General features: G+C 42.0%; 15 protein-coding genes. 3 read left to right on the top strand and 12 right to left on the bottom strand.

Annotation, left to right across the window (positions count from 1 at the left end):
* Position 1 precedes the first annotated feature (1 nt).
* From CXF81_RS16280 to CXF81_RS16260, 5 genes are all read right to left on the bottom strand, one after another.
* Positions 2 to 313 carry a hypothetical protein gene (locus tag CXF81_RS16280; protein WP_101182396.1) on the bottom strand — a complete coding sequence of 104 codons (312 nt, stop codon included), beginning with the start codon at positions 311 to 313 and terminating at the stop codon, positions 2 to 4.
* Positions 310 to 738 (bottom strand): flagellar export chaperone FliS, encoded by a 429-nt coding sequence (gene fliS / locus CXF81_RS16275; RefSeq protein WP_101182395.1) that lies wholly within the window; start codon positions 736 to 738, stop codon positions 310 to 312. The genes CXF81_RS16280 and fliS overlap by 4 nt, the downstream gene beginning before the upstream one ends.
* Before the next feature lie 94 nt (positions 739 to 832).
* Positions 833 to 2,278, bottom strand: coding sequence for a flagellar filament capping protein FliD (fliD, locus tag CXF81_RS16270; RefSeq protein WP_101182394.1), 1,446 nt, complete (start codon positions 2,276 to 2,278; stop codon positions 833 to 835).
* 15 nt (positions 2,279 to 2,293) lie between these two features.
* The gene (locus tag CXF81_RS16265) at positions 2,294 to 2,773 is read right to left on the bottom strand and encodes a flagellar protein FlaG (protein ID WP_101182393.1); all 480 of its coding nucleotides are present in this window, start codon (positions 2,771 to 2,773) and stop codon (positions 2,294 to 2,296) included.
* 97 nt (positions 2,774 to 2,870) lie between these two features.
* Entirely contained in the window at positions 2,871 to 3,710 is an 840-nt protein-coding gene (locus CXF81_RS16260) for a flagellin (protein ID WP_101182392.1), read from the bottom strand.
* Positions 3,711 to 4,004: 294 nt separating this feature from the next.
* On the opposite strand from CXF81_RS16260, the gene CXF81_RS16255 reads away from it, so the two are divergent.
* A complete protein-coding gene (locus CXF81_RS16255; protein WP_101182391.1) occupies positions 4,005 to 4,307 on the top strand; it encodes a hypothetical protein in 303 nt (100 codons plus the stop codon).
* Between the two features lie 585 nt (positions 4,308 to 4,892).
* On the opposite strand, the gene CXF81_RS16250 is transcribed toward CXF81_RS16255, so the two are convergent.
* Positions 4,893 to 5,723 (bottom strand): flagellin, encoded by an 831-nt coding sequence (locus CXF81_RS16250; protein ID WP_101182390.1) that lies wholly within the window; start codon positions 5,721 to 5,723, stop codon positions 4,893 to 4,895.
* 1,038 nt (positions 5,724 to 6,761) lie between these two features.
* Positions 6,762 to 7,601 carry a flagellin gene (locus tag CXF81_RS16245; protein WP_101182389.1) on the bottom strand — a complete coding sequence of 280 codons (840 nt, stop codon included), beginning with the start codon at positions 7,599 to 7,601 and terminating at the stop codon, positions 6,762 to 6,764.
* 269 nt (positions 7,602 to 7,870) lie between these two features.
* On the opposite strand from CXF81_RS16245, the gene CXF81_RS16240 reads away from it, so the two are divergent.
* On the top strand, positions 7,871 to 8,941 hold the full coding sequence (locus CXF81_RS16240) for a hypothetical protein (RefSeq protein ID WP_101182388.1): 1,071 nt from the start codon (positions 7,871 to 7,873) through the stop codon (positions 8,939 to 8,941).
* A gap of 4 nt (positions 8,942 to 8,945) precedes the next feature.
* On the opposite strand, the gene CXF81_RS16235 is transcribed toward CXF81_RS16240, so the two are convergent.
* Entirely contained in the window at positions 8,946 to 9,707 is a 762-nt protein-coding gene (locus CXF81_RS16235; RefSeq protein ID WP_101182387.1) for a Crp/Fnr family transcriptional regulator, read from the bottom strand.
* Between the two features lie 93 nt (positions 9,708 to 9,800).
* Here CXF81_RS16235 and CXF81_RS16230 point away from each other — a divergent pair, with 93 nt between their 5' ends.
* The gene (locus CXF81_RS16230; protein ID WP_101182386.1) at positions 9,801 to 10,553 is read left to right on the top strand and encodes a class II aldolase/adducin family protein; all 753 of its coding nucleotides are present in this window, start codon (positions 9,801 to 9,803) and stop codon (positions 10,551 to 10,553) included.
* Here CXF81_RS16230 and flgL read toward each other — a convergent pair.
* The 4 genes from flgL to CXF81_RS16210 are packed head-to-tail and all read right to left on the bottom strand — an operon-like array spanning position 10,546 to position 16,006.
* Entirely contained in the window at positions 10,546 to 11,775 is a 1,230-nt protein-coding gene (gene flgL, locus CXF81_RS16225; RefSeq protein ID WP_101182385.1) for a flagellar hook-associated protein FlgL, read from the bottom strand. The genes CXF81_RS16230 and flgL overlap by 8 nt on opposite strands.
* Before the next feature lie 6 nt (positions 11,776 to 11,781).
* A complete protein-coding gene (flgK, locus tag CXF81_RS16220; protein ID WP_101182384.1) occupies positions 11,782 to 13,932 on the bottom strand; it encodes a flagellar hook-associated protein FlgK in 2,151 nt (716 codons plus the stop codon).
* Positions 13,929 to 14,882 (bottom strand): flagellar assembly peptidoglycan hydrolase FlgJ, encoded by a 954-nt coding sequence (gene flgJ, locus CXF81_RS16215; protein WP_101182383.1) that lies wholly within the window; start codon positions 14,880 to 14,882, stop codon positions 13,929 to 13,931. Before flgJ ends, flgK begins: the two co-directional genes overlap by 4 nt.
* Positions 14,882 to 16,006 carry a flagellar basal body P-ring protein FlgI gene (locus CXF81_RS16210; protein ID WP_101182382.1) on the bottom strand — a complete coding sequence of 375 codons (1,125 nt, stop codon included), beginning with the start codon at positions 16,004 to 16,006 and terminating at the stop codon, positions 14,882 to 14,884. Before CXF81_RS16210 ends, flgJ begins: the two co-directional genes overlap by 1 nt.
* Positions 16,007 to 16,011 lie beyond the last annotated feature (5 nt).

Below are 16,011 nucleotides of genomic sequence, written 5' to 3'. Positions count from 1 at the left end.
ATCACTTATATTTTTTAACTGCTTTTAGTCCACGCACTAACCCACTCAATTCAGATAATGAGTCAGCAAAAAGCGACTGCACGGTCGCATGGAGTTTAGTATTAATCGGCAATTCAGCTTTGGCGAATTGATCACGCGCAGCTTCACTTAGGTTATCGAGATGACGCTGGATTGATTCGTCACGCTGAGTAACAAGCCTGCGCAGTGCTTCATCATCGACGTGATCAGTACCAAGCACCGCACAAATTAATTGGTTTATAGCGCTAAGCTCAGCAGGAGTTAGCGCATGGGATAAATAGTCGTCTTTAATCACATTGACTGGCTTTTTCGACGTTGAATCTCGTATGCCTCTTGTTTTGCATCTTCTGGAATACTAGCCCAAGCCTTTTTTATTGGTTGTAGTAGATTAATCACTTCATCTATTGTCTGCAAGTTGTTTTGCACGTTAGCATCCTGCAACTGCCACATCATAAACTCATAAAGTGCATACAAATTTTGTGCAACATCGCCGCCAACATCCAAATCCAAAGTATCTCTTAAATTAAGTAAAATTGCGTTCACTCTCGACAGGTGTTCTGCCTTCCCAGCAAAATCTTTACGTTCCATACACCCCTTCGAATATGCCATACGATCGAGTGCTCCCTGCATCAACATCAGTGTTAAACGATGCGGATCCGCACTTGCAATATCTTGTTTCAGACTGTCTTTTTTATATGCGTTTATACCTTTAAGCGCCATGCGGTATTATCTCCGAATAAAATAGTAGAGCTGTTCAATATGAAGACACAGCTAAGAATAATTGTTTATAGCAATGAAAGTCTCAGTTGAAGCACTAAAACAAGCTTGCTAATAATGCTGAACTTGATTGTTGCAATCTCGCTACCGTTTGGTCTAAATTCAAATAGCGTCCACGCAGTGTCTGTTCAAAACTGACTAAGCGCAATTCAAAGGCTGCTCTGTCGTCTAACAGCTGTTCACGCTGGTCTTTTGCTGCAGTCTCTCGGCCTGCTAAGATACCGCTAGATTTAGTGTACTGGTCGATAAAGTCATATAACTTATTGGCAATCCCATCATCAGCGGTAAACAGTTTTGATACTTCGTCAAAATTATTTTCAAGCGCATCGCTCAAACGACTAGCGCCGGTGCCTAATCCAAAGTCACTGTTACCAATTTCTAGTTTGCCTTCACTGGTTAATTCGATACCAATTTGAAACAAGCCACCCAATGCAGATGCAGAAACAGAACTACTTAAAATACTACCCAAACCTGCTTGAATACCTCTAACAGTGAAGTCGCCAGCTAATGCGCCATCGTCTTCCAAGTCTGACTCGCCGTATTTTGTTAATGAGCGTATTTCATCATTAAGAGAATTATAGCTTTCAACAAATTCTTTAATTTTTTCATCCAGGCCCTCTTCATCAAAACCGATAATCAATGTTGACGCCTGAAACTCACCATTGGCATCTTTTTCTGAAACTGCGCTTGCAGTAAACGTTACATTTTGAATTGTGTTTTTGAATTCGTTGCTATCGCTCTGTACCGTAATACCGTCAATAATAGCCTGTGAATTTTGTGCAGTTTTAGTGGGCACTAAATAACTCGCAGTTTCAGCTGAATCAGTTGTGGCAATGCGATTAAGGTCAGCTATATCGTCGTCATTTACAATAGAGAGGTCGTTACCTTCGCCGGTTATTTTTGAACTAATAATCAATTTAGCGCCACCATCAGCGGTACCGGTATTGATAATATTTGCGGTAATACCAAAGTTATCTTGCGCATTGTTAATCTGTTCACGAAGCTCCGCTAACGTTGCACCCGCCGTTACATTAATTGAAAATGTATCGCCAGTGCCGCCAATTTTAAAAGTAAGTGAACCCGCGGTGCCAGTCACTGAGTCAGTTGACGCCGCGAAACCACCATTGGCAGCTGTTGCTGATTCGATTCTACTGCCGCTCGCCAAACGTTCAACCGTAATGGCATACTCACCTGTTAACGCACTGTTCGATGCTTTGGCTGTGAATGGTTCGGTATCTTCAGAGGGATTGCGTATGGTTGGTTCGCGCCCAGTAAGTGATTGGTCTTTGCGAAGTTCGTCTACTGAATCTTTAAATTCAGATAATTTTGATTTAATTTGTCCGAGACTTGAAATCTCGGCCTCAATTCTCTCGTCTCTAGCGTCTAATCGAGCTGATTTTGGTCCACGCTCAGCCGCTAGTAACTGCGTTACCAATCCTTCAAGGTCTAAACCTGAACCAACCCCTAACGATGAAATACCCATATATTACCTCATTAATTAAGCCTGCCCTTTTAGTAGAATACCAACACTACTGCCAAATTCAGACTGTAATTCGTTTATTCGCCCTGCAAATTTTAGCACCTCCTCGGAAGGAATTTGCCGTATCACATCTCCAGATGCCGCATCCTTGACCGTCACTACGGGTCTTTCCGACGCTTCATCTACTGAAAATGCTAGTTTCGTATTTCTACTTTGCAGAAACTCGCTAATGTCTAAAAGCGCTTGATTAAGCTCAACAACGCTTCCCTCTCGTTGATATCTATCGGCCTCGCTAGCGTTTGCTTGAGTACTTTGCGCAATTTTTGCTGCTATATTTTGCTCAGTAGTGGCCTCGATATTAGCGTTAGTTTTCGCATTCTGAGACTTTATTTCATCAGTTGCTTCGACTTTATCAATACGTTCATTCACCGGCAATCCTGACGGCTTTACTAATTGACTAGCAACATTGTTGCCAGCTTGCGGGATTATTGTGTCCATTTTTAATTCCTTATATTAAAAGAGAAAAAAGTTGCAGCAATACCCAGGTAAACAGGCTTTTAAATGCAACTTATAAGAAGCGTAGTTACGGTTTACATTAGCCTAGTAAAGACAACGCCGCTTGCGGTCTTTGATTCGCCTGAGTCAGTACCAGAATTGATGCCTGTTGAATAATCTGATTTCGCGTGAGCTCTGCGGTTTCTGATGCAAAGTCAGTGTCACGAATTTGACTTCTCGCGCCAGCTAAATTCTCAGCAATGTTGGTCAAATTTCGAATAGTTGATTGGAAACGATTTTGCACAGCACCTAAGTCCGATCTCACACCTCCTACCGCAGAAATAGCGGTATCAATACTTGCCAATGCTGCTGAAGCATCACCAAAAGTGGCGACCGATAACGCGCCAATCCCTAAACCTGTTGCGCTAAAACCAGTCCCGCCAACAATGTTTGATGCTGACAAATTGACACTGACCGTTTGCCCACTATTTGCACCGACTAAAAACGCCGCAGAATAAGACGCATTCAAAATACTCAGATCATTAAATTTGGTATCCGTCGCAATTCGCGAAATTTCTGTTTTTAACGCCGACACCTCCTTTTGCAAGGCCGCGCGGTCAGAGGATGAATTAATACCGTTTTGTGATTGCACTGCTAATTGACGGATCCGTTGCAAAGACCTTGTGGTCTCTGCTAGCGCACCTTCAGCAGTTTGAGTTATCGAAATACCGTCGTTGGCATTTCTTACGGCTTGATTCAATCCCTGTATTTGACTTGTCATACGATCTGAAATTTGCAAGCCCGCAGCATCATCTGCGGCGCTATTGATTCTAAATCCGGATGCCAAACGCTCAAAGGATTTATTCAGTGCTTGTTCTGTTTGACTTAGCTGTCTTTGCGCGTTAAGCGATGGTACGTTGGTGCTTACAAAAATTGACATAATACCTCCAATCAAAAAAGAACGAGTGTTAGTCTCTCTTTTTCAAACCTATTTTCATGCTAACTTGGTTCACTAGGCCAAGTTAGCAGCCTCGTCGCTTAACTGGTTCGACACAAAACCAAAAAAACGTTAGATTACCCCTCTACTAACCGTATCGGCAAAATCTGTAGAACCTTTAGCTGTTTATATTAAAAGATTATTATTAATTACTTAACCATTGAAAAATAACTACTTTTCAATGGTTAAAAATCCAGTTTTCATACAAGAAGCGCTATTTTAAGGAGTAAAATTTCATTGGAATATCTCATTTCACTCAGTATTATTGGTTTTTGTTGTCTGTGTTTGTATTCATATTACGTGCTGAAAAATGAAACGGTCACGGAACAAAAATATTTTCATATGGCTGTCACTTGGGGAGTGGTATTGACACTTTTTGGGATTTTCAGTGGTATTTTCGTGCTAATAGCTATATTTAGTGTCGTTACAAACGAGTGGGATAATACCTTTCTGCTGACAAAAACCCCAGTATTTATGGGCACCTATATCGCGTTTGTGATCTTTACCAAATATAAAAGAAGATACAAAAAAGGCATTTAGCGTGAGCGATTAAAAATATTCGCCTGAATGCTATGCCATTGGCACGGTACATGCATGTGTTAATTGTCGAGGTGAAAACTAATAGTTTGCAACACTGAACTATTGGGAAGGAAAAAAGGCCGAGCCATGGGGCGGCCCGACCAACTTGCTCACGTTAGGAGTGGAGCAAAGCAGTTTCGTCGGCTTGCAGGATTGTAGAACAAGTTACTGGCCTCTCAACCTAAACTTCTATACTCTCAGTCTTGTAAGTCGGCATTTTATTTGGTAAAAGTCATCGTTTCTACTTTACTTTGGTCAGCATATACATCTTTTGGCGCTTATCGATGTGTCTTTCTATCACATTCCTGCTTAGCCTTTCGGCCGCCGTCCTTGGCAATATAAGCCTCTCAACGCTTTCCAATTAATCAAATGCTTATCAATATCTGGCTTGCTAACCTTTAATGACATTAATTTGCCGTTTCGGCTATTGATTGCCGCTTGATTTTAGATTGCAGTGACTCGCAATGCGAATCTAAATAACAAACGACTCACCATCAGTAAACAAAGTAATTCAAACATCAGCAGCACCTTCTAGTGGATAATTTTTTAGCCCTGAAGCAGGCTTAATGCCGCTTGAGGACGCTGGTTTGCTTGGCTTAAGATAGTCGTACTTGCCTGTTGGATTATTTGTGCGCGAGTTAATTCAGACGTTTCCTTGGCAAAGTCTGTGTCTCTTATTTGAGACCTCGCTGCTGACACATTCTCAGAAATATTGGACAAATTACGAATAGTTGACTGAAAACGGTTTTGCACCGCACCTAAATCAGCGCGCTTGCCATTAATAATCTCAATTGCAGTATCAATCTGAGTTAATGCTCTTGAGGCATCACCGGGCGTTGCAACACTCAGCGTGGCACTACCGAATAAACCCAAAGTACCAAATCCATCAGGTCGAGATACATTAACGTTAATCGTCTGCCCTGCATTTGCTCCGACCAGAAAAGCGGATGAAAAACTGCCGTCAAGGACGTTAACACCACCAAACTGAGTCGTTGTGGAAACCCGGCTCATTTCGACTTTTAACGCTGACACTTCTTTTTGTAAGGCTCCGCGGTCAGACGATGAATTAATACCGTTTTGTGACTGAATAGCCAAAACACGAATACGTTGTAAAGCATTCGTTGTTTCCTGTAATGCTCCCTCAATGGTCTGTGATAATGAAATACCATCATTGGCATTGCGTACAGCCTGATCGAGACCTTGAATTTGCGATGTCATTCGGTCTACGATTTGTAACCCAGCAGCATCATCTTTTGCACTATTGATCCGAAAGCCCGAAGACAATCTTTCAAAAGAAGTATTTAAACTAGTTGATGTACTTTGTAATTGTCTTTGTGCATTCAATGCAGACACATTAGTATTGACGAATAAGCTCATGATAATCTCCTAACGATTTTCAAATAGTAAATTTTAATAATTAAGCGCATTTATTATTATTTTTATACGCAATTTTCATTTTTGGCACACTTGGTGCATTACATAAATTAAGTCATGGACTGACTTATTTCATCAAGCAGTCACTCGCCTGATGATGCAATTGCTGTAACAGAGCGAAAGCTCTTGCTGACTGACGGGTATATGGTGTTCCAGACCTCTATACCTCTCACTACCTCCTGGCATCATTCCTGTCAGTCAGCAAATCCTTAATTTCTCAGGTAAATCAGTATTTTGGCGTTTATCACCCACACTTATTCTTCACAAATGTGCCTATCAATCTTTTTTAATGTCTTTTTTTGCCGTTCTGTTGAGCTGTTCTGTTTAGCCTTTGAAATTGCTGTATGCGCATAGCACAGAGCTACAGAGGCAATCTATTGCCCTGAAATTTCGCTTACTAAAAATATGAACTAAAAGCTGCCGCTGAGAATGGTAACACCTGCAGATTAAGCAGCAGTCGTATGCGATTTATGAATAGACTCATGATATTTCTCCTAACGGTTTATTCATGTTGAACGGCGAACCTCTTTGGGCTGTTGCTCATTCAGCATTACGATATTTCAGCCTCAATGATTATTATTGTTTTCGTGTCTTTCGACTTTCATTGAATTATGTGCTTTCGCTCTTTGGCGTTTAACATCATGTTGCTTAGCGTCGTTTATTAAATGGCCAGAGTATTTATTGTTGTTATCTCCATGCTTAAAATACTTATCGTGCAGATACGCAAAAACCTTTAGTCATAAAACTAAATTATATTGAAAAAATTGCGGGATTAAAACCATAAAAAATATAATTATTATTTATATCAATTAGTTAAGAGAATAGAACGTAAAAATAAAAGTTATAAAAAAATAAGCGGCCAGGCAATGCCTGGCCTATCGCTCTTTGTATGTCGAGAGTGAGCGGACTCTCTTCTGTCTGGATGGTGACGCTAGATACTACCTCCTGGCTTCATTCCCCAAACAGTAGGGTCAGTTAGACTTAACCAAGAAGCTGAAGAGCGGCCTGAGGACGCTGATTAGCCTGTGATAGTATGGTTGTACTAGCCTGCTGAATAATCTGATTACGTGTCAACTCAGCCGTTTCAGATGCGAAATCTGTATCACGGATTTGGGATCTTGCACTCTGTACGTTCTCAGAAATGTTAGTCAAGTTGCGGATTGTTGATTGGAACCGATTTGTTAATGCACCTAGGTCGGCTCTTGCGCCACCTACTCCAGAGATTGCCGCATCAATTGCAACTAGAGCTGCAGAAGCGCCACCGAAACTTGAAACCGATAAATCATCGATGCCTAGACCCGCGGTAGAGAAACCACTGATACCAGCCAGTGAACTGCCTTGCAAGTTAACTGAAATTGTCTGTCCACTGTTGGCGCCTATTAAGAACGCAGCAGAGAAGTTACTATCCAACAAGTTCACACTGTTAAATTGAGTGTCAGTCGAAATTCTTGATATCTCTGTTTTTAGAGCAGAAACCTCTTTTTGAAGCGCTGTTCTATCAGCAGAAGAGTTAATACCATTCTGTGATTGAACTGCTAACTGGCGGATCCTCTGTAAAGAACTTGTGGTTTCAGATAATGCACCTTCAGCGGTTTGCGTCAATGAAATCGCATCGTTCGCATTTCGAACGGCTTGGTTTAAGCCGTTGACTTGCGTTGTCATACGATCCGAAATTTGCAAACCTGCTGCATCATCTGAAGCACGATTGATACGGAAACCCGAGGATAAACGTTCGAACGAAGTGTTCAAACTGTTTGATGAATTCATTAATGAACGTTGAGCATTCAACGCCGACGCATTTGTATTTACGAACAAGGACATATGTCTCTCCTGCACTCTCAGTCCAGCGGCTTGCTGGTCCCCGGACGTGACTCCGGTGGTTTAATAACTACTTGTAGAACAATAACCATCCAAATGATAAGTTAATGTGCTGGCTCTCTCGTAAAGGTTTATCGACAAACGTTTAATTCTCTTTAGCTAAAAGATGCTTTTTTTCTATGTTTGCGGCAAATAATTGCCGCCCCTAAAGTCAAAAACAACAACAACAACAATAAATAGCACATAAAAACAATGATATAAGAGTATTTAAAATGAATATAAATTGGCTAAAAAAAATATCTAATAAAAAGTATCACGATGCTTTCACTGACTTAAGTCGTTTAGATAATCATCTGCTTTTATGTTTTCGTCGTGCTACAGACCACCACAGCAATGACGGAAAAGTTGTTTTACAACGTCTTAGCCTGCAAGGTAAATTAATTTCGCAAGATGAATTCAAACTAAAAAACAGTGATTTACGCGATCCTAAAATATATATTTTAGAAAATAATAAGCTATTGCTTGCCGCTTTCGCAGGTAAAACAGAGTTAGACGAATTAGGTAATGAAAAAAAGAGTGGCCAAAACACCTATTGGTATTGCGGCGATGATCTGCATTGGCAGCACCAAGGTTTTTTTGGAAAACCGCTTCATTGGTGTTGGCGTTTAAGTTGGCACAAACAACGCATATTTAGCTTGGCTTACGAACCTAAAACAGAGAGCTTACATTTATATACCGGCGCAGACCTAAGTACACTCAAAGCATATCCTAATCCTGTGTTATCAAAAGCTGAACATGACCTTGGTTACCCGAATGAAAGTGATTTGTATTTTGTCGACGAGCAAGCCGGAACGCGCGCTATTGCCATAGTTCGAAGAGACGCCGACACCTATTCAACACAATTAGGCACCAGTGTTGCCCCATTTATGCATTGGCAATGGCAAGATTTACCTTTGTATTTGGCTAGTCCGCGCTTAATGTCATTTAATGCAACTAACTTTGTGATTGCGGCTCGATATCAGCATACTGAATTGACGTCACCAACGCAGCAGCAAAAACATACTATTCAGTACTTTGGTAGTGGTAAAGAAAAACAAGATTATAGTAATGGGGAATTGAAAACGGGTCTGTTTACATTAAACAAACAAACTCAGCAACTTACATTTTTACTGCCACTGCCTAGCGCTGACGATAATGGCTATCCTGGTGTGGTCATTGACAGAAAAGGGCTCAACGAAATCGGACTATGGATCAGTTACTATTCAACACCTGAAATAGGAAAGACTCAGGTTTATGTAGCTTACCTAGCAAATGATAAGCAACCATCGGATGCAGATAGTTAGGTTTTCAAAGCTCCCCTAACTGTTGCAAACCACGCGGATTACTCAGCGCGATCCTTCCATACCGAAGATCAATCAACTGTTCATTTTTCATTTCCTGCAATAGCTTATTAATTGTCTGCCTAGAAACATTCAACATACTCGCCAGCGACTCTTGCGAAATCATGACCTCTTCTTGGTAAGATTCAGCCTGATTCGGCAAGGTATCAAACGATATCGCTCTATTCTGCTCAATGGCAACGTCATTAATTTGGCTGTTAGCCATTCCAACCCAGTTGTTTGATAGCATAATTAAGCGTTTAGCTAGTCTTTCTTTGAGCCCTAATCCAGTGGTTTCATCTAATAACGAAAATAATGTGCGAATACGTTGGCATAGTTGACGAATAAAGTGAGGGTATAATTCTGGATGCTCAATTAACAATTGCTGGAAAGCCGCCGAGGGTAGCATCAGCAAGGTTGATTCTGTTTGTGCAAACGAATCATGCGTTCTAGGCAAACCATCAAATAATGAAATTTCACCAAACCACGTTCCCGGCGAAAGCCAGGTCAGTACTAGTTCTTTACCATTTTGACTCACGTTGCTTACCTTAATTTTGCCACTTAATACGCAAAACAATCCGTCTGCAGGCGCATTTTTAGCAAGTAATTGCTCACCTTTTTTTACGCTTTTAACTTTGCAAAGTAGTACCAGTTTATCAATAACCACCCCAGGTAAATTGGCAAACCAAGGGTTATTGGCGAGTTGTTGATAGTAACTTTGTGATCGCATGATATAGCTCCAATTGTCAAATAGGCGACAGTTCAATTCTTCTATATACGTTAAGCTATTAGTAATAAGAATGACACTAAAAGGCGTTAAATCATGAGTTCAGTGCAACAAAACGTAAGTGCAGAAGAATGGCAAGCTCGCGTCGACTTAGCGGCGGCATACAGGATCGTGGCTTATTACGGTTGGGATGATTTAGTTTTTACACATATTTCCGTTCGAGTCCCTGGCCCTGAACATCACTTTTTAATTAATCCTTACGGCATGATGTTTGACGAAGTAACCGCATCGAGCCTCGTAAAAGTTGATATTAATGGCGAAAAGGTCATGCAATCAGAGTATGAAACTAATCCCGCAGGCTTCATTATTCATAGCGCCGTGCATGAGTCTCGCGATGATGCAAAATGTGTAATGCACCTACATACTATCGAAGGTATCGCTGTATCGACACTCAAAAATGGACTGCAAGCTTACAGTCAACAATCACTCTTTGCGTTATCGTCACTCTCTTATCATGAATATGAGGGGGTTGCGTTAAATCCTGAGGAAAAAGTACGTCTGGTTGCCGATTTAGCTGATACTTCGTTTATGATTTTGCGCAATCATGGTTTGCTTACTTGTGGCTCGTCGGTTGCCGAAGCATTTACCGCGATGTTTTTGCTACAGCGTGCATGTGAGATCCAATTAAAAGCACAAGCAACGGGACAAGCTATGATTAAAATTTCTGATCAAATTCTGGCGGGAATACAAGCGCAAGCTAAACAAGTAACACGCTCTGCTGGCGGCTCGTTAGCTTGGCCTGGTATATTACGTAAATTGGATCGTGTTAATCCTGGATACGCTAGTTAATATAATTAAACAGTGACAAATTGACGACTCTGGGGAATGATTTAAACGCGGCTTCAAGCGCTGTTTCTTGCTTTGCAAACTCAGTAGAAGCCTTTGCAAAATCGACATCTTGAATGCTGGAACGGGCGGACTGCAGCGAAAGTTCGCTGTCTAAATTGGCTTCCTTAATCGACTGAGCAATATTCAATCGCGCACCAATAGACGACACTTCAAACGACATTTTTTCCAAGCCGTTATCTAAACCCACTAGCGTGTTGTCTATTGCATTTACAAAATCCGATTCAGCTATTGAATCAGACGTAAGTGCAATGAACATGTCGTTTAGCGTTTCCGCTAGATTTTTCTTTTGCGGTCTGTTTAAACTAATTTCTAGAGAATCACCGGTACTGCCGTTGAAATTAAATTCCATGCCGGCAAAGCGCACTGGTTGCCCTGACTGAAATGGTTGGGTAGACACAACATTCCCGTTCCCAACGTTGGTGACTGAGACCTGATCACCCGCCAACACGTCGAAACGATATTGATTATTCGGTGTATTGACAGGATCAAAATTCTGCTTATGGAAATTATCAAACGTGCCTTGCTCATCTATTTTTGCTGTTTCAACTGAGACGCCTGCACTTTGCGCAGTAACCTCAAAGTTGAAGCGTGCAAATACTTCTTGGAAAATAGACTTACCCGACGAGGTACTTTGCAGTGTGACGCTATCTGAAATTTGTATTTGGTTTTCACCATCATCACCTAAAAACGAGACTCTATCGCCGCTCGCACTGGGGTTAAATTCAAAGGCTTGATTTGATGATTGATAACCAGAGAAAACATAGTCACCGCTGGCGTTACGGGTATTCATTAAGTCTAAAACTTGATCACGAATTTGTTCAATTTCAGCACCAATGGCTTTTCTATCTTGTCCCGCTAAAATACCATTTCCCGATTGTACAGTAAGCACGCGTGCTCTATTGACCACATCTTTAATACTACGAAGCGCCGTTTCTTGCTGTTCAAGTGCACTTGAGGTTAAGTCATTGTTACGTTGGTATTGGGTGATTTTGTCCAACTCTTCGGTCAAGCGAATAACTTGAGCTGCACCCACTGGATCATCACTGGGGCGTAGTAATTTTTTACCGGTCGCCAACTGTTGCTGAATATCAACCAAATTACCTTGGTTTGTATCAATACTTCTTAAGTTTTGATTGTAAATTAAATTTGTTGTTATGCGCATAATTTATTACCTTACTGCATTCAATATGGTGTCGAACAACTCTTGTGCTGTACTCAATATTCTGGCTGCTGCTGCATATGATTGTTGAAACTGAATAAGATTCGCAGCCTCTTCATCTAAGCTCACCCCAGAAGTAGATTCAAACCAATCTGAAGACTGTGTTTTCAAGACTTTGGACGCCTCTAATTCAACTTGGCCATTCGCAGTTAACGCACCAATACTGCCAACAAGGTTGGCATATGCTTCATTGAAGGTGGCCTTGTTGCCACTACTACCAATGCTTTGTCGTACAGCATCTTCTTGCTGTAAACCAGCAAGATCAACTGCATTTCTGTTATCAGCTATGCCGTTAGTATTAAAACTAATGTCAAAAGAATCACCCGCTTTGGGAATACCTTCCAAGCTAAAATCGTAACCGGGATAATCATCCAACGCAGCAAAATCAGCAGGCCAAGGTGGCGCTGCGCCATTGTCTTTTGCTTGCTGCAATAAATTATTTAAATCAGTTACCCCGGTCACCGTAGAAATGATATTCGGTGGCACTGCGTTATCCAGTACTTGAAATTCTGAAGCACTCGTAAACAAAACAGAGGCTGGAGCGCCAACGCTTGTGGGTAATTCTGATGCACTTTGAATATTACCCGAACCATTAAACCCAGACGCTTGCAAATTGGACAACGTATTATCAATATTGGTATTGCTAACCGTGACAGCACGAATGGTGGCATCACCTAAATTCGCTGCATTAGTGTCAACTCTCAACGGCTTGGCGAAAGCTAAATCTTCACCTCTAGTGGTGGTCAGTTCTAGATCATTTGCTGCCGTTCGCAACGGTTGAAACAAAAATTCATCGCCGACTGCATAACCTGCACCGCTAGAAAATTCAATTTCAATACCACCCATAACTTTATTATAAGTTCCCTGCTCAGCGGTAACGGTGGTTGTTTGTATAATTGGATTACCGCTTTCATCGAGCTGAGCCGTGCCGTCAGAATTGAGCGCCGACACTTGTAAATCGAATGTTGGTGGTGAGCCGGATGGACTGCTCAGCACTTCAACTCGATAGTCTGTATTTGTTATCTCTGCGCTTGCACCGGGTGTAAAGCGCCCTTTAATACCCAAACTTAAATCAGCGTTATCGGGGTAATTAATACCTCTAAATTCAGGGATTTTAAAAATATCACCGCCCAATTGCTGATCAAGATCCATACCTTGTCGATTTTGAGTATTGAACGAGTCTGCTAGCGCAACTGACAATTTCCCTAAATCACGTTGTGCAGGTTCTAAAATTTCTTCACGATATCTAAACAAGCCACCTAAGGCGCCACCTAGTTTCTGTTCTTGAACATTCAACGTGGTGTTATTTTTTGGTGGTGCGTAGTTTGTCGACAATCTGAGTTGGGAATTGGTAAAATCAGGCTCACCGCCAATCGCTAATAAGTTAAACGTACCGTCGGCTAGTACTAACGACTCACCAGAGGTTAAATTTACCACTAAACCTAAATCACTATTTGGGCTTGGACGTGTTTCAACTGACATGTATTCAGCCAATTTACGGATCGCTAAGTCTCTCTCGTTCATTAATGCTGATGGTGTATCAACATCACTCGAGTTACCCACAATTTGAATCGCTTTGTTTAAGTTACCAATTTGTTTTATCAACGCGTTTGATGTATTTACGCTGTCTTTAATCTGCTGCTCAACTTCACTCTCTTTTACCGAGATAAAATCGCCAAGGGTATTAACCCGATTAACTAAACCTTGTGCTTGGCCCAACACAGAACTACGAGAGGTAATATTGGTCGGGTCATCTGCTGCGGTTTGAATTGACGCGAAAAATCTCGTAATCGCACCAGAAACCGAGTTGGCTTCACTTGCTAGCGCATTATCCAGGCTTCGTGCACCGTCAAAAAATGCCTGAGCTTCACCCACACTGGTAGTGTCTCGACGCAACTGATTCATGGCGAACTGGCTTAATACGCGATCAGTAAAACCTTGATTAACACCGCCAGTTGACATGGTTTTAAATTCTGTGCGTTCGCGGACATAACCTTCGGTATTGATATTAGCAATATTATTACTGGTGGTGTTTAACAAGCGACTACTTGCATTAACCCCCGTTTTAGCAATTGAAAATAAGTCTGCTGTTTTGATCATGGTATTAACTCATCTAACACATTGCCATTGAATACCGACATAACTTTTTCCGCATAGTGTGGATCGGTTGCATAGCCGGCATCCTGCAGTGCGTTAAAATAGTCTTTTGGTGTTTCGGTTTTTTGGATCGCTTGTTCGTAACGAGGATTTGACTTAATGAAGTCTACATAATCCTCCATAGAGTGTGTAAACGAGCCGTAACTTCTAAACGATGCCTGCTGTTTTTCTGGTACGTTGTTAACGAACTCCAAGGTATCAACCGTGGCTTTTTCTCCGTCCCAACGTTTATCCGCTTTAATACCAAACAAGTTGTGACTGTTTTCACCGTCATTTTTATGGATCAGGCTTTTACCCCATCCGGTTTCAACCGCTGCTTGTGCAATCATCGCCTTAGGATCCAAATTGAGCGCTTTGGCTGCCTCAATCGCGTGCGGGTATAAGGCGTCTACAAATTCTTTTGGAGAGGCAAATGCAGCAGATTTGAATGCGCCTTGGGAGACATTGTCGTTGTTATTTCCCATGACTCTGTTTTGTGCATTTTGAATTGCGGCAACATTGTGCCTATTCAGCACCGATAAATCGCCGTCTGCACGAACCACGCCTGCCGGCATAACCCCGTTACCCGGATTCATCTGTTGCATAATAACTTCTGCAAGCCCTATACTGCCATTCGCACTTAAGTCCGTTGCGATTTGTTTATCATGCATTTCACGATAAAATTTAACTTGTTCCGTGCTAAAAGGGCTGTCTTTATCTGCAAGCGCATCTTGTGCTTTACGCATAGACTTCAACATCATTTGAACGAATATCGCCTCAAATTGCTTGGCAGCCTCTTCCAAAGCGCCTTTATCGCCGGATTGAGCTGCTTCTCGCAATTTGTTAACACTACCCATGTCGTGATAGTTGCGCGACATCTCTAGTTTAGTCTTGGTTATAGAGCTTAAGTCCATTAGATGATCACCAATTCACCTTGCAACGCACCCGCTTGTCGGAGCGCTTCAAGTATTGCCATTAAGTCACCTGGTGCAGCACCAATTTCGTTAACTGCGCGCACCAATTCTTCCAAGCTAACGCCGGGGTCAAACAAAAACATACGACTATCATCAAGTTGCACATCAACAATGGATCGTGGGGTAATGACCGTATTACCATTTGCCAGTGCATTAGGCTGGTTGACTTGTATGTTTTCAGAGATAGTCACCGTCAGACCACCGTGCGTAATCGCAGCAGGCAGAAGCCTAACGTCTTGACCAATAACGATGGTGCCTGTTCGGCTGTTAATCACGACTCTTGCTGGCGCAGCTGCCGGTTGAAACTCAAAATTTTCAATTGTGGCTAAAAAACCAACTCGCTGACTGCGATCACGCGGAGCCATGACTTTTACCGATGCCGCATCCATTGGCTGTGCGATAGCTGTGCCGCTTGACGCGTCCGCACCTAAGCGACTATTAATAACGTCAGCTAATGCTTGCGCGGTGCTGAAATCAGGCGTGTTTAAATTGAGTGTAAGGTAATCATTTTGCATTAATCCAGAAGGGATAGCTCTTTCAACAATCGCACCGTTTGCGATACGACCTACGGTGGGTGTATTAGACACGATCCTTGAACCGTCATTGCCTTGTGCCCCAAACCCACTGACGACTAAACTACCTTGAGCCACGGAATAAATTTCGCCATCGATGCCGCGTAAAAAAGTGCGTAATAAAGTGCCACCATTCAAACTAGACGCTTCACCAACTGAGGACACGGTCACATCGATCGTTTGTCCGGGCTTTGTAAATGCAGGTAGGGTTGCATGCACGACTACAGCCGCTACGTTTTTGATTTTAGGCTTCACATTCGCATCAAGTGAAATACCAAAGCTCGCTAACATGGTCCTAAAACTTTGTTCCGTGAAAGGGCTCGTTTCGCCCGTTCCCGGGAGACCCACAACCAGACCATAGCCAACCAGTTGGTTAGCGCGAACGCCTTGAATGGTTGCTAAATCCTTAATCCGTTGAGCCTGCAATTTAAATGGCGTCAACAACAGACTTAGTATGATAATAACAGATACATAAACAGACAATAACTTCATCATAA

This window comes from Glaciecola sp. 33A, assembly GCF_002836745.1.
Classification (GTDB): Bacteria; Pseudomonadota; Gammaproteobacteria; order Enterobacterales; family Alteromonadaceae; genus Glaciecola.
The sequence above is the reverse complement of the archived record's forward strand: the minus strand, read 5'-3'. Positions and strand labels throughout refer to the sequence as shown.